This window comes from Acinetobacter guillouiae CIP 63.46, assembly GCF_000368145.1.
In the GTDB taxonomy this organism is placed as follows: domain Bacteria; phylum Pseudomonadota; class Gammaproteobacteria; order Pseudomonadales; family Moraxellaceae; genus Acinetobacter; species Acinetobacter guillouiae.
The window spans coordinates 578,057-595,682 of the sequence record NZ_KB849283.1 but is presented as its reverse complement, the minus strand read 5'-3'; the positions used below and the strand labels follow the sequence as shown (position 1 = coordinate 595,682).

Sequence of the window (17,626 nt, the reverse complement as noted above, 5' to 3'; positions counted from 1 at the left end):
AAGATGAATGAAACTAAAACAGGATTGGCTAGAACAACGCGCGCAGATAACACTGCCAAGTTGTGCCTTTATCGCTGGACAATTTGTAAATACCACGCAGACCTATAAAGTATCAAATCCAGCCACAGCTGAGTTTTTAGTCGATATGTCAGCATGTGATGCCAATGAAGTTGAACAAGCTGTTCAACATGCGAGAAAGACCTTTAACAGTGGTGTCTGGTCTCGGCTAGCGCCGCGTGAACGTAAGCAAATACTCAAAAAACTTGCTGAACTTATTCGTGAAAATGCTGAAGAGCTTGCCTTACTCGAAACCCTCAATGTAGGTAAACCGATTCAGGATTCACTGCATGTTGATATTCCAGGTGCAGCATCTTGTTTTGAATGGTATGCAGAAAGTATTGATAAAATTTATGATGAAATTGCCCCCACAAGTATAGACCAACTGGCGATGGTCTGTCGTGAACCTATAGGCGTTGTGGCAGCTGTGGTCCCGTGGAACTTTCCGCTTGATTTGGCAAGTTGGAAACTTGCACCTGCCTTAGCAACTGGAAATTGTGTTGTATTAAAACCTGCAGAGCAATCGCCCTTTACTGCATTAAAACTTGCTGAACTCGCAAAACAAGCTGGTATTCCAGATGGTGTATTGCAAGTGCTTACTGGCTTAGGACATATCACAGGTCAAGCACTTGGACGCCATCCAGATGTCGATTGTTTAGTCTTTACTGGATCGACCGAAACTGCAAAAAAGTTTTTGGCTTATTCTGCTGAATCAAATATGAAACCTGTTTGGCCAGAAACAGGTGGGAAAAGTGCCAATATAATTTTTGCTGATGCTGATTTAGATAAAGCGGTCGATAAAGCGATTTTTGGTGCTTTTTATAATCAAGGTGAAGTGTGTTCGGCAAATTCACGGATTTTATTAGAAAAAAGCATTTCACAACAATTTATAGATAAATTTATCGCCAAAGCCAAAACACTTAAGATTGGAGATCCTCTAGATCCCAATACCACGATGGGCTGTTTAATTGATCATCAACATGCGGATAATGTCAGAGCTGCTATTGATCAAGCCAAGGCTCAAGGTGCGCAGTCTCATATTATTCCGTTAAATTTAGATGCTGCTTTAGATCCAGCAACCTATGTAGCACCAACCATTCTAATCGGTGTCAATCCTGATTTTAAAATCTTCCATGACGAAGTTTTTGGCCCTGTAGTTTCAATCACAACTTTTGAAACCCAAGATGAAGCGATTGAACTTGCAAATCACTCCATTTATGGATTAGCTGCCTCAATTTGGACCAAAGATATTCAGAAAGCAATTCTTCTGTCTAAACAGCTTTTAGTCGGCACAGTCTCTATTAATACAGTAGATGCTTTAGATGTCAGTACTCCATTTGGAGGATATAAACAGTCTGGTTATGGGCGTGATTTATCTTTACATGCGATTGATAAATTTACACAGTTAAAAACCACATGGATTCAATTGTAAATCCGAAGGCGCACTCAATCAGTCAAAAAGAAAGATTGAATGCTTCTGATGCTATAAAGAAAATTTACACAATATAGCGTTTGCTTAACCCCCATTCTGCCAATATTCGACGGTAAGTTGTAGATGAACGATCTGCTTCAAAATGTGCTTCCATTGTAATATCTAATGGAAGCTCTTCTGGTTTTTGACTCTCTACCATGTCCTGATCCTCTGCAAAAATTTGTGCATTAAAATCGTAAACTGCCTGCAAATCGCCTGTGGTATCAAAATTACGGGTCAGCGGTACGAATAATCGAGTTTTGTTATGTGATACAGGACAACAGGCATTTAAAATTTTCAATATACCCTCGCGTGGAAATTCAACCTTTAACACCGCTGAAAATGGTGGGTAAACATCAAAAATTCGTTTCCATAAAAAACCCTCTGGTGCTAGATGCTGTAAGCCATGCGGGTAGTTGCTCACATTACTGACATATTCAGTATGTAAACCATAGTCTGTACGCTCAGTAATGTATTTGGGTACGACAGGATTTTCAGCATCAGCAAAAGACTGCTGATGTACCCAAGCAAAATGTGCGACATCAATAAAGCCTTCCAATTGCCGCCCGCTTGAACCCGCAATGTCAACAAATGGCGGCAGTATGGGCTGATGCTCAGGATCATCCCAAGTGTCCAATATTGGAAAGTTTGCATGGCTTGCATCACGACTAAATAAACTTGTCCAAACCAAACCATATTTTAAAACTACAGGAAATTTGGTGAGACTAAAGCGCTCTGAGATATTTGTCAGGTCTGGCTGTGCTGGAATTCTTGTACATTGACCTGCTGTGTTGTAATGCAATCCGTGGTAGGGACAAACGATCTCTTCACCTTGCACCCAACCTTTGCTGAGTGGTACACCACGGTGCGGGCAAATATCACGCACCAACTGAATCGCACCACTTGCCGTTTGATAAAGCGCCATTTTCACATCGAGGAGTTGTACTTGTTGTGGGGCTGTAGTGACATCTTGCACACGTGCAACAGGATACCAATGCTGAGCAAGTATTTCCCAGTCTTTAGGTTCAAAACCACTACATTGTGGTTGACTAAACAAGTTGAGAACTGGAATTGCATTCATACAAAACTCACAGAATATATATTTAATGTCATGATCTTATGCTGTGATTTCAGCATGTTGCTCAGCTAAAATCATGGCTGAGTTTTAAATTACGAATTTTGTCTAATTCTGTCTATTAGAATGTTTTGCTTATCTCGTTCTAAAAAATAGAACACCTATCTGAAAATTATTTTTAGAAAAAAATCATCCTTGGCATAAAAATCGCTTAATGATCTGTGATTTTAGCGAGTTTTAAATTTCCTTGATTTTCATTGCTTAGGAATAAGTCCGTGAAATGTAAATAATGGACAGCCCATATGCCTGTGAATACAACTTTTTCACGATTTTCAGATTATTTTATTGCCGTTGCCAAGACAGGCAGCTTAAGAAAAGCAGCAGATCAACTTTATATTTCAGTATCAGCGGTACATCGTCAAATCGCACTTGCTGAGGAAGAGTTTGGCATTGATCTGTTTGAACGTTTACCCAGTGGTTTAAAACTGACACTTGCTGGAGAGTTACTCTATGCGGATTTGATTAAGTGGCAAAAAGAATTTCAATTAACCCGTAATCGGTTTGATGAAATCCAAGGACTTTCTCGGGGAACAATTGATTGCGGATTGATTTCTGCACTCAGTGATGGCTTCGTTTTAGATTCAATTCAATATATGTATGACAACTACCCTTGGATCAATTTTAATTTTCATATCCAAGACAGTGAAACTGTGTCAAATATGATTATGGACGCTGAAATTGACTTTGGAATTTTATTAAACCCGAAAGGCCATCATCAATTAGAGGTTTTATCTTTTGTCGAAATCCCAATCGGTTTTGTTTTACCTAAAGATCACCCTTTAACAAAAAATGAGAAAGTTTATTTGTCAGATAGTGTCAACGATAAACACTTGATTCCTGGTGCTCCTTTAATTATTCATGATTATGTGCAGACCTTGTATAAGCACCATAAATTTAGCCCACAGCAGCACTTAGATTGTAATGACATTCGAATGATTATGTCATTAATTCAAAAGAATTTAGGTATTGGTTTATTGTCATTTATTGATGCATATCCATATTTAGAACGTGACGAGCTTGTTTTTAAGCCGATTCGAGAAAAGGGTTTATATCCGTTAACACTGGCTTTATGTGTTGCGCCAAAACGACAACTTTCACGCGTATCGCAAATTATGATTAAGCATCTTATTGAACAAATCGAAGCATTTAAGCTCAAGCTGATCCCTTATCAATAATCAGCTTTAGCTATGTGTTGTAATACATGAACAATAGCCCTTAAGCAACAAAGCAATGACGTGTGGCTGAGTGATGACTAGCAATAACTCCCTAAACATATATGAATCAAAAGCGTTAGATTTCCAATGCTGAATTTAGATTCAGTAATTTAAATTCAGCATCGACCTAGCAACATTTAATCTAAAGGATTACCAATAATATTACTGATAATGCCACGCATAATATGTGGGCCTTGTTCTTGACGTAAGTCTTGATACCACGCTTCGGTCACAGCCTCATCTTTCATATGGGTCACATCACAGCGCTTACGTGCACGTAATACCAGCTCATTGGCACGCTCATTACGTTTATTTTGATAACGTTTTAACGCATCCTCTAAGCCTAATGTATTGATTTGCAAAGCGCGTGCTAAGTAAATTGCATCTTCCATGGCTTGGCAACCGCCCTGACCAATATCAGGCGTAGTACTGTGAGCTGCATCCCCCATAATCACCACCCGCCCTTTATAAAACTGGGTAAAAGGTTCAATATCATGAATTTCTACTCGATTGGTTTTTTGCTCATCAATCGCTTCAATTAAGTTTTGAACGGGCTGGCACCAGTCCTTAAAATATTGTTTAAAGAGTGTTTTATATTGGGCCTTACTGTTTTCTAAACCTACAGGTAATGGCACATCAAAGAAGAAGTAAAAACGTTGCTCTGCCACTGGCATAAGCGAAACACGTTTTCCCTCTCCAACAAAGGTTGTCCATTGATCGGCTTGGGCAAACTTATCTGAAATTTCGACTAAGCCATTCCAATTGACATAACCTGCATAACGACGTTCAACCTGTTCACCCAGTACATATTGGCGGGTCAGTGAATGTGTTCCATCAGCACCAATTAACAATGCTGTGGTGACTTCACTGCCATCTGCAAACTGAACTTTTATGTGTTGATCTACTTGTTCTAGTGCAACCATTTTTTTCCCAAGATGAATATCGTCACGGCCAAATTCATCCATCAACATGTTTTGTAAATCTGCGCGGGAAACTGGATAAGGCCGTTGCCCAACCTCTTCAATCAAAGGCATTAAACTAAACTGGGTCATGTGCTCACCAGTTAAGCCATCGATATAGGCTAAATGATCCATTTGACCACCAAGTTTGGCAACTTGATCCGTTAAGCCTAAATAATTTAAACACTTAACACCATTTGACCATAAAGAAATAGCAGCACCTACAGCTAGAATTTGTTCAGTTTGTTCATAGATGGTGACCGAATGTCCGAATTTTTTTAGTGCAATACCTGCGGTTAATCCCCCCATACCGGCACCGATAATAGTAATCTCCATCTATTTCTCCTCTGTCTGTTTCTTTAACACTTATGACTAAAATGCTAAAAACGTGCCATTTATTTAAAAAGCACAACATTCCTTAAGCAAAGTTGGCATAGGCTATGCATGATGAGGACGGTAAGATATTGTTTTTATGAGTGCTTATTGAACTTTAAACACTGATATCAATCAATAAAATGATATAAATCGTAATATGAATGGTAAATAAATATGGCAACTTTACTTGCACCAAGTTTTGAGCTTCCTGCACATTTGCAACAATACAGCAATTTGGCAGATCCCCGAATTGGTACAAAAGTACTTGAATGTTCAGATGATTTTTTTGCAGAAGCACAACGAATGTTGCAATTTAATCCACCCATTTTTGTAGAAGATAGATTTGATGATCACGGCAAATGGATGGATGGATGGGAAACCCGCCGTAAACGCCATGCAGGCTATGACTGGGCAATTGTTAAATTAGGTGTTGCTGGAAAAATTACTGCATTTGATATTGATACCACTTTTTTTACTGGGAATTATCCTGCTTCCGCTTCAATTGAAGCCTGTTATGCACCAAATGGGGACTTAAGCAATGCACTATGGCAGCCCATTCTAGATAATTCTGTTCTTGGCCCCAGCCAACATCATATTTTTGACATTAAAAACTCAGCAGTCTTTACCCATGTACGCTTAAATATTTTTCCTGATGGTGGTATTGCACGTTTTCGCGTCTATGGTGAAGTACAAATACAGATCCAAGATCGCCAACGTACATTAGATTTACTGGCACTTGAAAATGGTGGACGCGTGATTGCCTATAGTGATGCCCACTTTGGTCATCCTCGTAATTTGATCAATCCGAATCGTGGGATCAATATGGGTGATGGTTGGGAAACCAAACGCCGCCGTGCACCTGGATTTGACTGGTGTATTTTGGCCCTAGGTCAAAGTGGTGTAATTGAAAAAATTGAAATTGATACTGCACATTTCAAAGGCAATTTCCCCGCTCAAGTATCGATTCAGGCGATATATATTGAAAATGCGACTGATCCACAATTGATTCCGCAAAGTATGTTTTGGCCATTTCTACTCAATGCTCAGGATATGCAAATGGATCATATTCATGATTATGTAGCAGACATTTTAAAACATAAAAAAATTTCACATATTCGTGTCAATATGATTCCAGACGGTGGCATTAGCCGTATCCGATTATGGGGTAAAATTGCAGAGTGATTTTATGAAATATATCCAAATTCAGCCATTAACTGCTGAAGCTTTTGCCGCATTTGGTGAGGTCATTGCCTGTGCTGGCAATGACTTTTTCCATATCAATGGCGCGCATACGGAACGCTATCATGCTTTATCCTTGGCTCAAGCGGCTAATGCTGAAGTCGGATTAAGTATTTTTCGTAATATTCAAAAAACTCAAGTGCCTTGCGAAATTCAAATGCTTGAACGCCATCCAATCGGTTCACAGGCATTTATCCCGATGCAAGGTCAATCCTTCTTGGTTGTTGTTGCAGCGGCTTTAGATCAGGATCAACCTGATCTTGATCATATTTATGCCTTTATAAGCAATGGCCAACAGGCTGTAAACTATCGTGCAGGCACTTGGCATCATCCGTTATTAACGCTTGAAGCACCCAGCGACTTTGCTGTAATCGATCGGATTGGTGAGGGTCACAATTGTGATATTTTTCACTTTAATGAAAACATTGTCTTAACCTTATAATTATCCTTTCAAAACAGTAAATAAAAAATGCATGGATCAAAACATTCCTCTAAAAATGCTGAGAAGTACTGAGATAAGATTTTACCCTATGTTGTTAAAAAACCAGTGCAGCATTATTCAGTGTTGCGCTGGTTTGGAAAAATGATCTTAAGCTTATCTCAATCCTATTCATGCATTTAAAAACATGATCAGATAAAGATCATTTTAAAAATGATATTTAATTAAAGCACTGACATTATTTTCATCTTTGCCTGAGATGCCGTATTTATTATTCCAAACGGAATATTCAACGCCTAAATACAATTTCGTATCTGGTGAAATATGTTTACCCGCATTCCATTTCCATTGGGTGGTCCAGTTTAACTCACTGGCATGATCATCTTCAGCGGTTGACCAATCCAGAAAACCATCAACAAGAAAATCTTCTGATGCGATTTTAAAAGGCACACCAAAAACAAAAGTCAGCTGATAATCATCATTTGTGTTCTTGTAATTGTCTGCTTTATAAAAGTTTAATTGTGCATATTGGAAATATGGAATCGCCAAATCTACCCCGATCCCATACAAATAATTGTTAAACCCTTCACCGCCTTCCCATGTTATGGCAATGAGAACGTCTTTAATTGGCCCTGCTTCCAACTTATGCCCTGAAATCGCGCCTAAGCTCAATCGTGGTGAAACTTCAAAATAGGTCTCATTGCCTGAAACATCATTATTGGTACGATCCGCAAATGCAAAGAAGTCCCCATATTTTAATTTGGCTGCATATTCAAAAGTAATGGTCGATTGATCATCTTCCCGAGCAATTAATTCATAATTTTTTCCATATAATCCAGTAATGCTAAAGTCTTGCCAAATAGGCGCAGCATGGGTGCTAAAAGCGGTGCAAACGAAAGTTGAAAGCGCAGCAAATTGTGTTAATTTCATTGTATAAATTCCCCATCAGAAATAGCGGTAAACACCTGCGTGAATAAGCAAAAACAAAGCCAATTTTTTACATTTGGTCAAAATTTCATAAAAAAATCCCAAATCAATGGGCTTTAAAATCATGAAAAAACTAGTTCTATAAATCTAGTTCTATAAAAGTTAGCTTCCACGATATGTGGAATAAGCAAAAGGGCTGATTAATAAAGGAATATGATAATGTTGTGCAATATCAAGAACTGAAAAATGAATCACAACTTTTGGGAAAAACGTTGCTAAGGCTAAACGGTTAAAATAGTCAGCAGTATAAAAAACCAAACTATAATCCCCTGTTTTAATTCCACTTAAATTAAAATCTGCTACCCGTCCATCTTCATTGGTCCTTGATTCTGCAACAATATTGTCTTGGCTATCCAATAATTTTATCAGAACATTTACGGCAGGCTTGCCAAGATGCGTGTCTAAGATATGGGTACTGATCATGTTATTTCCTTTCTAAACATTATTTTAATGCAATCAATCATTTAAGCTTTCACCATCACTCAGTTCTTGACTGAGTCTTAACATTGCAATTTCACCAAGTTGTTGTTTAACAATACGCTGTTCTGTTTCAGGATCATTTAATAAACGATATTTCAGTGCTTGTAGAATTTCAGCCTGATCTAAACCCATGGCACGAATTAAAAAAATATGACCAAATTTCTTTTCATAAGCAATATTGCCTTGCAATAAAGCATGTTGTGTTTCAGTGCTCTGTTTTATTGCTGATTGCTCTTGATGAGAAAATGCTTGCTCTTTTTCACTCAGCACTGCCTGAGCCTTTTTTTCACCGATCCGTGGGTGTGTCGCTAATGCATTTGCAATTTCTAACCATGTCCAAGTTGAGGCTTGTGCTTTTGCAAAATCCATTAACGCTTGAGTGTTGACAAATGGACGTTGTGACAAAATTTCATCTGACCAACGTTGAATGTGCACACAATGCTTAAGCAAGGTTGTAAGCTCTTCTGATGATGCTTGATTAAATTCTTCTATTTTCACGAATAATACCTATGCTTGAGTTCGCTAAAATTTTCAAACACTTTTATATAAACTTTGCTGCGCGCTTTACTGCATTCAATTAAAAATAAAGTGCTTACCTTAAAAGCCACATCCTCATAGCGACAATTATGCGGCTGGATGGTGTTTAAACCAATGTTCAGCGATATCACCGCGACGACAGATCCAGACTTTTTCATGTGCCTGTATATAATCTAAAAAACGCTGTAATGCTTTAAAACGACCGGGACGTCCCAGAATACGACAATGCATTCCAATCGATAGCATTTTCGGCTCATTTTCACCTTCTGCATAAAGCACATCAAAGGCATCTTTTAAATATTGGTAAAATTGCTCGCCACTGTTAAAACCAGCAGGCGCGCAGAACTTCATATCATTACTTTCTAAAGTATATGGAATGATCAGGTGCGGGCGGCTTTGGCCTTGTAAATTGGTTAAGCTTGTCCAAAATGGCAAATCATCACCATAGTAATCGCAGTCATATTTGATCTGTGGAAATTCAGCCAATAATTTACGCGTATTTGGGCTATCTCGCCCTGTATACCAACCCATTGGTGTAGTGCCAAATAAGGTTTCTAGAATGCTGATCGCTTGATCAATATGCTGACGTTCCGTTTCAATATCTATAGTTTGGTAATTTAGCCAACGCTGTCCGTGTGAAATCACATCGTAATGGGCTTGTTGAATGGCTTCCACAATATATGGATTACGTGCCAGTGCCATGCCCACTCCAAATATGGTCATGGGTAAGTTACGCTTTTTAAACTCTTGATGAATACGCCAGAATCCTGCACGAGCACCATATTCATACATCGAATCCATCGACATGTGTTTGTCGGGAAAACTTGCTGCTCCCACAATATCAGATAAAAACTGTTCAGAACCGGCATCACCATGTTCGATATGGTTTTCAGCACCTTCTTCATAGTTAAGGACAAACTGTACTGCTATTTGGGCTTGATTTGGCCATGCTACTTTAGGTACTTGACCGTGATAGCCAATGAGATCTCGTGAATAGGGAGTATTTTGGATTTGGTCTATTAAGTCTTGCCCACGTAAATAAGTTTTACTCACTCAAACCGCCTTTAAACTTTTCAATCACCATTTTTTAGTGTGAATGATCAAGCAGTTTTTGTGCCAACATGAAACAAACTGGTTGAAGCTCTTTATCAAACGTGATATTAAATTCAAATATTTTAAATAGATTTATGTTTTAACTAAAATAAGGTTTTCATCCATATGTCATATTATTTATTAGGTTTCATTTTTTTAGCATTATTTACACTATCTTTTTGGGGATTATATACTTTTCTAAAAAAAAATATCCTAATATCGATTTATCAAACACAATTAACTTAGGGATGTTCTTATTAGCTTTTTTAACTGTCATTGCAACTTTTATCTCTTTTGGAAATTGGAAGGATCAACATTATCTTAATAATAAGGAAAAAATAATAGAACAAGTTATTGACCAACTTAAGGAATCTGATACAAAAATTAAAACCTATCAAAGGTTAGGCAACCATATAGTTAATGAAGCTTCACTACCATTACGTAAAGATGTTTTTAATGCTTACGACCAAGCTAATTTTGAATTAAAAAAACTTGAATTATTATTATTAAAAGCATCTGAAACAATTCAATCCAGTTGTACTAAGAAACAATTATCAGCATTAAAAATATTTGAAAATGATCTTTTATTACAAATTGCATCGTATAGTAAAATTGATAGCAGTAGAAAAAATGACCCAAATTCATACAATATTTTAAACAAAAATGAACTAAAAAAAGAAGAAGCTTTATATTCAGTTATGCAAAGTGATTTACGCTCTGACTGGAATATCTTATCTTTAAATATATTAGCTACATTTATAAAATGGAGTGGTAGTCCCATTTTAGAACATCCGATTAATACAACAGAAGAATCTTGCTCTATTAACATAAATTCCATAAAAAATAATTATTAAAATCCATTAATTATTAAACCCTTTACTTAATAAAGATCTTTCATAAATCAAAAAATGATCATATAGAGTGAATCATATTGGTATAGAAAGTTCCTTCTCCCGCTGGGCATAGGTATCTACACAATTAAATCTATTTAAGTTAAATTGGAGAGCATGCTCTCCAATTTAACATTCCACACTTAGATAACCGATTAGTTAAACGCTACGGACGTCTTGTAAAACTTAATATGAATCCACTTGCTTCATTAGCCCCAGCGCTTAAAGATATTGCCTCTACCCAAAAGACTAGCTTTGCTACCACCCAAGCAGTCTGGCGTTTCTTAAATAACGAAAACGTTTCATTTCAGCAACTCAATCAGCCTATTCAAAAACTTGCGCTTGAACAAATCGCTCTATCGAATCACCACTATGCCTTAGTTGCTCATGATTGGTCTCAACTACAATATTTAAAACATAACAACAAGTTAAGTAGATTCAAAAGAACACATGCAAGTGACAAAGGCTATGAATTACAAAGCAGTTTATTAATTGATGCTGAAACCGGTTTACCCATTGCACCATTAGATCAAACTTTATGTGATGCTACTGGACGTTATTCAACATTTACTGATGGGCATAAAATAAAAGAAACCCATTTAAACGCACTATGTGAACAAATCGAACATATTGAGTCTTTACCAATAGAAAAGAAACTCGTACATATTATTGATCGTGAAGGAGATTCAATTGCTCATCTTAGGTTATTGAATCAACAAGAACATTTATTTCTTATTCGAGGTAAAGAAGGAAATCGTGTTGAATATCAAGGAGAAGATGTTAAGTTAAGAGACGTATCAGACCAAATACCAACTACACAAACCCATACAATTCAATATAAAGGGAATTGCGAACAACTTTATATTGGTGAAACTCAAATCAGTATTACGCGTAATGCAAGACCAATGCAAAAAGACGAAACGGGAAAAAGAATTCCACCACAAAAGGGAAAGTCATTAACCGTTCGACTGATTGTAGTTGAAGTTAAAAATAAGCAAGGAAAATCACTTTCTCGTTGGAGCTTATTAAGTAATGTATCATCAGAAATACCAAGTATAGAATTGGCAACTTGGTATTACTGGCGTTGGAAAATAGAAAACTATTTTAAGTTGTTAAAACAGGCGGGCCATGACATTGAGTCATGGCTACAAACAACTCCGCAAGCGATATTAAGACGACTCTTAATTGCAAGTATGGCATGTGTATTAACTTGGCGAATACAGCGAGAAAATGATGAGAAAAATTCAAGAGTTAGAGTCTTTCTAACACGTTTATCAGGAAGGCAACAAAAAAGAGGAACAAGGGAAAGTGCTCCTGCAATTTTGGCTGGACTGTCAATATTACTGAATACACTACAATTATTATCTAAACATTCGGTTGATGACCTTAAGCTGATTGCTGAAATTGCATTAGAGTCTCTACAAAAAGATGTGTAGATACCAATGCCCAGAGGGAGAAGGTTAGGATGAGGGCGCTTTTATGTTGATTTATGGTTTTAAAAAGGACTTATGAAAGAAGTCTAATATAGAAGGGTTTTAATTTTATATTTGATTTATTGTATACAAATTAAATAAGAAAATTGCAACACAAGTAAAAAATGTCAATAGAGCAATTTTTCTTATTATAAAATTCATGCTGTTAATCTCATTTTATTTAAAAATAAAAAACTCTGTATTGTCTAATTGATGATTTAACAATGCATAACGAAAATCACGCATTAATTGTGATGATAATTCTCGCTTTTGCTCTACCAGCATTTTCAATAACTGTAAAAACTGACCATGACTAAATACCAGTAAATGATCATGTTGATAATGTGCTTTTAATGAATCCAAGTGCGAAATAAAGTCCGTAACGCGTTGATAAAAATTGGCAAAAGATTCAGCGCCTTCACTTGTCACTAGGTTCACATCTGCTTGATTCCAATAATCATCTACCCAAGGTTTTCGTTCCTCTAAAGTGGTATTTTTACATCGCGTATCGGATAAGTAAGAAAACTCCTGAATATCCAAAACTTGAGGTGTAATCTGATCTCGTAATAAAATTGGTTCAGCTGTTAGACGTGTACGGAGGAATGGAGAGATAAAAATCTGCTTTGCTGGTGGTAGAACATCAACAAGTTTTTGCGCCTGTTTATGTCCATATTCGGTTAAGGGAATACTTGCATGTGACTCAGTTTTACCGTTTACATTACCTAAACTTTGCGCATGACGAATTAAATAAATACTCATAAAATTCTCTTACCTCACCTTTATTTTGAAAATAATCAATAATTTTTAGTCAATCAATTTACAACTCATATTTCAATCATCATTTTTGAAGATTAATCATCCAGAATTTTGGTTAGAAAAATTTATCGGCTCCATAATTAGTTTTAACTTATTGTCTGAAACTATAAAACTATAAATGTGCTGACCTAATTGATAACTTGTTACACTTTTGCTTTTAGTCTCATGTGTACCTAGATATTCAACCTTTGTGTACAAGTATCTGCTTTCTTTGCTTAAAATCTCATATATATTTTCTATCATGCGATCATCAAGAAGATTGTTTTCAATACGATATTTTATATAAGCATCTAGTTTTGCATAGAAAATATTTTTAATGTTTCGGTCATCAATTTTAAAAATGAATTTAAAGTTTTCAATTGATGCAACTTCGAAGGGGAAAGAATTTAAACCTGTTATTTTTATATATTTGATTTCAAAATCATTAGTTAAATCAAATATTTCTTGAAGTTGTGTGATCTGCTGCTCTGTTTTTTTAAAATTTTTATAATGATGTTGAAATAGATCATGATATGCCATTAAAATACCCACATAATGAAGAGGAAGATAAAATCCATGATCTTCTTTTAGATATACATAATCTTTACATAACTCTCCACATCGGCTTTTCTCATTTTTTGAAATAATATTTCTATTTAAATAAATATTAAAATTTTCTTGAGCTTGTTGTAATTTTTGGTTATCCATCGTCCAAGAATACTCAATTAAATTAGCATAACCTGCTTGCCTATAAACTTCATTATCCAACATTCTCTCTATATCATATTTATCTTTAAAATATTTTTCTTTAATTGAAATACCATTAGCTGAAAATTTACTTGCTGCCAAAGCACAATTTTTATCTTTTATAAAAAGTAAAAAATCTGAATTAAATATAAACTTAAGATCATATACATGAATATCACTTCCTTTTGAGTCATTTAAGAAGTTATTCAAATTTTTTATTGGTCTATAATCATCTTCATTTTTACATGCTATTAATAAATCTTGGCTTATTAAATTTAATTCAGACCGTACATCCGCATACGCAAATTTATTCATTCCTATAAAAGCAATAAAAATTGCTATTTTTAATACTCTAATCATCAAATTGGCCCTTATTTTTTCTCTTTTTTGATATTTTAAAATCATCTTTATTTTCAAAAGGCTTCTTTCATCAGCTCTTTTTTAAATCATAAATCAACATAAAAACCCCCTCATCCTAGCCTTCTCCCCCAAGGGAGAAAGAACCTTCTATAGCTATGATTCACTCCAGATGATCATTTTTTAATTTAGCAAAGAGCTTTAAAATTATGAGTTAAATAAGAGTTTCTCTACTGCTCTTCGGTTTACTAAACCTTGTACTGTTTTGCCACCTGCTTTGATCCAAACATCAAATTGATGACTGGCAGCGTGATAATCAGAGGCATTCAATAATTTTAATAAAGTTGAGTTTTTAAAAGCACCGATACCAATGTTATAGCTCAATGAAACCAACGCATCAAACTGATTTTGATTTAACGGCACATTTACAGCAGCACTTACTGCTTGTTCAAAACGCCTAAGGTCATATTGCATATAGTTTTTTGCTTGTTCAATGGTACAAGTATCACCATACTGAACAGCTTTTCCATGCGGGTAAATCGTCGTTCCATAACCGATGGTACACACACCAACACCATCATCATAGGCTTTAAGCTCTAATCCCTCAAAACCACAAATCAAATCCACACCTTGAGGACTTACATGAGTAATTTGATCTTGTGCAAAGCCAATCTCAGCATCTGTATCCACGGCCACTGCAATGTCTGAACCAGAATAAGCTTGATGATGTTTATTCAATGGTTTTGAAAACAACGTAGAAAATAACTTGGAAAAAAATTTAGACCAAAATTGCGTCATCAATAAAACTCAAAAAAAGAAAAGGGTTGTATCGCTGTACCTATACCACCCAATATTAAACATAGCTTTTTAAATTAATAAAGTTGTCTTTGGTTGCATTGGGTATAGATCTATTGATTTTAAATAGAAAAACTCCGCTCTTATCATAAGAAAGGAGTTTTATCTTCTTGTTGTTGATATACTTAGAATTAAAACAAGAAATAACGCTGTGCCATTGGTAATACTTCAGCAGCTTCACAAGTTAGATGTACACCATCGGCACGAACTTCATAGGTTTCAGGATGCACATCCATAACAGGACAATAGCTATTATGCTTCATGTCTTGTTTAGTGATGTTTCTGGTATTTTTACAAGGTGAAATTAACTTCTTTAATTGTAATTTTTCAGCAACACCAAGTTCAATTGCGGCCTGTGACAAGAAAGTAATACAGGTATTATGCACGCCTCTTGGATACGCCCCAAACATTGGACGGTAATGTACCGGCTGTGGTGTTGGAATTGAGGCATTAATATCCCCCATTGGCGCTGCCGCAATCATTCCACCTTTAATGATCATCGATGGTTTTACCCCAAAAAATGCAGGTTTCCACAACACCAAATCAGCAAGTTTCCCTTCTTCTATAGAACCAATTTCGTGGCTTAAACCATGAGTAATGGCGGGATTTATTGTATATTTTGCAATATAACGCTTCACCCGATTATTATCATGGTACTGATTATCACCTTCCAATGGCCCACGTTGCACTTTCATTTTATGCGCCGTTTGCCAAGTGCGTAAAATCACCTCACCCACACGCCCCATGGCTTGAGAGTCAGAAGACATCATTGAAATTGCGCCGAGATCTTGCAAAATATCTTCTGCGGCAATCGTTTCACGACGAATACGGCTCTCAGCAAATGCAACATCTTCAGCTATCGCTGGATCTAAATGGTGGCAGACCATGAGCATGTCTAAGTGTTCATCAATGGTATTGATGGTATATGGACGGGTTGGATTGGTTGAAGATGGCAAAACATTTGTCTGACCAATGGCTTTTAAAATATCAGGTGCATGACCACCACCCGCACCCTCAGTATGATAAGTGTGAATAGTACGATTTTTAAATGCCCCCAGTGTTTCTTCAAGAAAACCACTTTCATTTAAAGTATCGGTATGAATCGCCACTTGTACATCATATTCATCTGCCACAGTTAGACAATTATCAATTGCAGCAGGGGTAGAACCCCAATCTTCATGCAATTTCAACCCCACCACACCCGCTTTAATCTGCTCCGCAATCGGTTCAGGTTGACTCAAATTACCTTTGCCCAATAAGCCAATATTCATAGGTAAATCATCAATGGCTTGCAGCATGGTTGAAATATGCCATGGCCCCGGTGTTACCGTTGTTGCCGATGTTCCTGCAGCAGGACCAGTACCGCCACCAATCATGGTCGTTGTCCCCGACATTAACGCTGTTTCAACTTGTTGGGGGCAAATCCAGTGAATATGAGTATCAATACCACCTGCTGTAAGTATTTGCCCTTCACCTGCAATCACCTCAGTTGCAGCACCCAGTGGAATGGTAATATCGGGTTGAATATCTGGATTGCCGGCTTTACCTATTTTCCAAATTCGCCCATTTTTTAATCCCACATCGGCTTTAATAATTCCCCACCAATCGACAATCAATGCGTTGGTAATCACCGTATCGGCAACATCTGCTGCAAGTAATTGAGATTGTCCCATCCCATCGCGAATAACTTTGCCACCACCAAATTTAACTTCTTCACCATAGGTCGTGAGGTCTTGTTCAACTTCTATAAAAAGTTCGGTATCTGCTAAACGTACTCGATCCTCAACGGTAGGACCAAACATTTCAGCATAAGCTCGACGTGACATTTTCATTTTGATTATCCTTTTAGTCCAACTTACCCATCACACGCCCTGCGAAACCATAGACTTCACGTTTTCCGACCAGTGCAACGATTTCTACATCACGTCGCTGCCCCGGTTCAAACCGAACCGCTGTACCAGCCGCAATATTTAAACGAAAACCTTTGGCACGTTCACGATCAAATTGCAAAGCATCGTTGGCTTCATAAAAATGAAAATGTGAACCCACTTGAATCGGTCGATCACCTATATTTGACACTGAAATTTTCAGTACGTCACGACCGACATTCATTTCAATATCACAATCAGGTGTAATAATTTCACCAGGGATCATATGCTTATCCTAATTTTGAAGAAGTGTTCTATACAATCGGTTGATGGACTGTGACGAGCTTCGAGCCATCTGGAAAAGTAGCCTCTACTTGCACTTCGGCAATCATCTCAGGCACACCCTCCATCACATCATCACGACTGAGTAAGGTAGTGCCAAAATGCATCAACTCACTGACAGTCATTCCATCTCGCGCACCTTCAAGCAGTGCTGCGGAAATAAATGCAATAGATTCAGGATAATTGAGTTTTAATCCACGTGCTTTGCGACGTTCTGCAACCAAACCCGCTGTAAAAATCAGCAGTTTATCTTTTTCAGTAGGATTGAGTTCCATATGTATTTCCTAAAGTTCTCACATTTTTTATGCAAAATAT

General features: G+C 36.8%; 18 protein-coding genes. 6 read left to right on the top strand and 12 right to left on the bottom strand.

The features are described from left to right. The first annotated feature begins 7 nt into the window (after window positions 1-7). A complete protein-coding gene (locus tag F981_RS07970) occupies window positions 8-1,489 on the top strand; it encodes an aldehyde dehydrogenase (RefSeq protein WP_004720332.1) in 1,482 nt (493 codons plus the stop codon). Window positions 1,490-1,553: 64 nt separating this feature from the next. Here the strand turns inward: F981_RS07970 and F981_RS07965 are convergent, their stop codons facing one another. After that, window positions 1,554-2,609, bottom strand: coding sequence for an aromatic ring-hydroxylating oxygenase subunit alpha (locus tag F981_RS07965; protein ID WP_004720330.1), 1,056 nt, complete (start codon window positions 2,607-2,609; stop codon window positions 1,554-1,556). A 296-nt stretch (window positions 2,610-2,905) separates the two neighbouring features. Between F981_RS07965 and F981_RS07960 the strand changes: the two genes are divergently transcribed. Next, window positions 2,906-3,838, top strand: a complete 933-nt coding sequence (locus tag F981_RS07960) for a LysR family transcriptional regulator (protein ID WP_004720328.1) — start codon at window positions 2,906-2,908, stop codon at window positions 3,836-3,838. 176 nt (window positions 3,839-4,014) lie between these two features. On the opposite strand, the gene hpxO is transcribed toward F981_RS07960, so the two are convergent. Further along, the gene (gene hpxO / locus F981_RS07955) at window positions 4,015-5,172 is read right to left on the bottom strand and encodes an FAD-dependent urate hydroxylase HpxO (RefSeq protein WP_004720327.1); all 1,158 of its coding nucleotides are present in this window, start codon (window positions 5,170-5,172) and stop codon (window positions 4,015-4,017) included. A gap of 213 nt (window positions 5,173-5,385) precedes the next feature. Here hpxO and alc point away from each other — a divergent pair, with 213 nt between their 5' ends. Beyond that, window positions 5,386-6,393: an allantoicase gene (alc, locus tag F981_RS07950; RefSeq protein ID WP_004720325.1), complete on the top strand. Its 1,008-nt coding sequence runs from the start codon at window positions 5,386-5,388 to the stop codon at window positions 6,391-6,393. 4 nt (window positions 6,394-6,397) lie between these two features. Beyond that, window positions 6,398-6,892 (top strand): ureidoglycolate lyase, encoded by a 495-nt coding sequence (locus tag F981_RS07945; protein WP_004720324.1) that lies wholly within the window; start codon window positions 6,398-6,400, stop codon window positions 6,890-6,892. Between the two features lie 204 nt (window positions 6,893-7,096). On the opposite strand, the gene F981_RS07940 is transcribed toward F981_RS07945, so the two are convergent. The 4 genes from F981_RS07940 to puuE all read right to left on the bottom strand — a co-directional run bounded on the left by F981_RS07940 (window position 7,097) and on the right by puuE (window position 9,946). Beyond that, window positions 7,097-7,819, bottom strand: a complete 723-nt coding sequence (locus F981_RS07940; protein WP_004720320.1) for an outer membrane protein OmpK — start codon at window positions 7,817-7,819, stop codon at window positions 7,097-7,099. Window positions 7,820-7,978: 159 nt separating this feature from the next. Next, window positions 7,979-8,299, bottom strand: a complete 321-nt coding sequence (gene uraH, locus F981_RS07935) for a hydroxyisourate hydrolase (protein ID WP_004720319.1) — start codon at window positions 8,297-8,299, stop codon at window positions 7,979-7,981. 33 nt (window positions 8,300-8,332) lie between these two features. Then, entirely contained in the window at window positions 8,333-8,854 is a 522-nt protein-coding gene (gene uraD, locus F981_RS07930) for a 2-oxo-4-hydroxy-4-carboxy-5-ureidoimidazoline decarboxylase (protein WP_004720316.1), read from the bottom strand. A gap of 126 nt (window positions 8,855-8,980) precedes the next feature. Continuing rightward, window positions 8,981-9,946 (bottom strand): allantoinase PuuE, encoded by a 966-nt coding sequence (gene puuE / locus F981_RS07925; RefSeq protein ID WP_004720315.1) that lies wholly within the window; start codon window positions 9,944-9,946, stop codon window positions 8,981-8,983. Window positions 9,947-10,233: 287 nt separating this feature from the next. Between puuE and F981_RS07920 the strand changes: the two genes are divergently transcribed. Together F981_RS07920 and F981_RS07915 are read left to right on the top strand one after the other, a co-directional pair. Further along, complete coding sequence (locus F981_RS07920; protein ID WP_004720311.1) at window positions 10,234-10,839, top strand: hypothetical protein; 606 nt, start codon at window positions 10,234-10,236, stop codon at window positions 10,837-10,839. Between the two features lie 227 nt (window positions 10,840-11,066). Continuing rightward, on the top strand, window positions 11,067-12,311 hold the full coding sequence (locus F981_RS07915) for a transposase (RefSeq protein ID WP_004720308.1): 1,245 nt from the start codon (window positions 11,067-11,069) through the stop codon (window positions 12,309-12,311). Window positions 12,312-12,524: 213 nt separating this feature from the next. On the opposite strand, the gene F981_RS07910 is transcribed toward F981_RS07915, so the two are convergent. The 6 genes from F981_RS07910 to ureA all read right to left on the bottom strand — a co-directional run bounded on the left by F981_RS07910 (window position 12,525) and on the right by ureA (window position 17,586). Continuing rightward, window positions 12,525-13,106 carry a histidine phosphatase family protein gene (locus tag F981_RS07910; RefSeq protein WP_004720306.1) on the bottom strand — a complete coding sequence of 194 codons (582 nt, stop codon included), beginning with the start codon at window positions 13,104-13,106 and terminating at the stop codon, window positions 12,525-12,527. Window positions 13,107-13,202: 96 nt separating this feature from the next. Beyond that, window positions 13,203-14,294, bottom strand: coding sequence for a hypothetical protein (locus tag F981_RS07905; RefSeq protein ID WP_016539582.1), 1,092 nt, complete (start codon window positions 14,292-14,294; stop codon window positions 13,203-13,205). A 159-nt stretch (window positions 14,295-14,453) separates the two neighbouring features. Continuing rightward, window positions 14,454-15,044 (bottom strand): lysozyme, encoded by a 591-nt coding sequence (locus tag F981_RS07900; protein WP_004720303.1) that lies wholly within the window; start codon window positions 15,042-15,044, stop codon window positions 14,454-14,456. A 188-nt stretch (window positions 15,045-15,232) separates the two neighbouring features. Continuing rightward, entirely contained in the window at window positions 15,233-16,933 is a 1,701-nt protein-coding gene (gene ureC, locus F981_RS07895; protein WP_004720302.1) for an urease subunit alpha, read from the bottom strand. A gap of 13 nt (window positions 16,934-16,946) precedes the next feature. Further along, entirely contained in the window at window positions 16,947-17,255 is a 309-nt protein-coding gene (locus F981_RS07890; RefSeq protein WP_004720299.1) for an urease subunit beta, read from the bottom strand. 28 nt (window positions 17,256-17,283) lie between these two features. Continuing rightward, complete coding sequence (ureA, locus tag F981_RS07885) at window positions 17,284-17,586, bottom strand: urease subunit gamma (protein ID WP_004720298.1); 303 nt, start codon at window positions 17,584-17,586, stop codon at window positions 17,284-17,286. Window positions 17,587-17,626 lie beyond the last annotated feature (40 nt).

Bases quoted from the DNA above. Each gene is read 5' to 3' on its own strand.
- ureA (WP_004720298.1), bottom strand. From the start codon at position 17,586: ATGGAACTCAATCCTACTGAAAAAGATAAACTGCTGATTTTTACAGCG.
- F981_RS07970 (WP_004720332.1), top strand. From the start codon at position 8: ATGAAACTAAAACAGGATTGGCTAGAACAACGCGCGCAGATAACACTG.
- F981_RS07940 (WP_004720320.1), bottom strand. From the start codon at position 7,819: ATGAAATTAACACAATTTGCTGCGCTTTCAACTTTCGTTTGCACCGCT.
- F981_RS07945 (WP_004720324.1), top strand. From the start codon at position 6,398: ATGAAATATATCCAAATTCAGCCATTAACTGCTGAAGCTTTTGCCGCA.
- alc (WP_004720325.1), top strand. From the start codon at position 5,386: ATGGCAACTTTACTTGCACCAAGTTTTGAGCTTCCTGCACATTTGCAA.
- ureC (WP_004720302.1), bottom strand. From the start codon at position 16,933: ATGAAAATGTCACGTCGAGCTTATGCTGAAATGTTTGGTCCTACCGTT.
- F981_RS07890 (WP_004720299.1), bottom strand. From the start codon at position 17,255: ATGATCCCTGGTGAAATTATTACACCTGATTGTGATATTGAAATGAAT.
- F981_RS07900 (WP_004720303.1), bottom strand. From the start codon at position 15,044: ATGACGCAATTTTGGTCTAAATTTTTTTCCAAGTTATTTTCTACGTTG.
- F981_RS07920 (WP_004720311.1), top strand. From the start codon at position 10,234: ATGTTCTTATTAGCTTTTTTAACTGTCATTGCAACTTTTATCTCTTTT.
- uraH (WP_004720319.1), bottom strand. From the start codon at position 8,299: ATGATCAGTACCCATATCTTAGACACGCATCTTGGCAAGCCTGCCGTA.
- F981_RS07915 (WP_004720308.1), top strand. From the start codon at position 11,067: ATGAATCCACTTGCTTCATTAGCCCCAGCGCTTAAAGATATTGCCTCT.
- F981_RS07965 (WP_004720330.1), bottom strand. From the start codon at position 2,609: ATGAATGCAATTCCAGTTCTCAACTTGTTTAGTCAACCACAATGTAGT.
- hpxO (WP_004720327.1), bottom strand. From the start codon at position 5,172: ATGGAGATTACTATTATCGGTGCCGGTATGGGGGGATTAACCGCAGGT.
- F981_RS07905 (WP_016539582.1), bottom strand. From the start codon at position 14,294: ATGATTTTAAAATATCAAAAAAGAGAAAAAATAAGGGCCAATTTGATG.
- F981_RS07910 (WP_004720306.1), bottom strand. From the start codon at position 13,106: ATGAGTATTTATTTAATTCGTCATGCGCAAAGTTTAGGTAATGTAAAC.
- F981_RS07960 (WP_004720328.1), top strand. From the start codon at position 2,906: ATGCCTGTGAATACAACTTTTTCACGATTTTCAGATTATTTTATTGCC.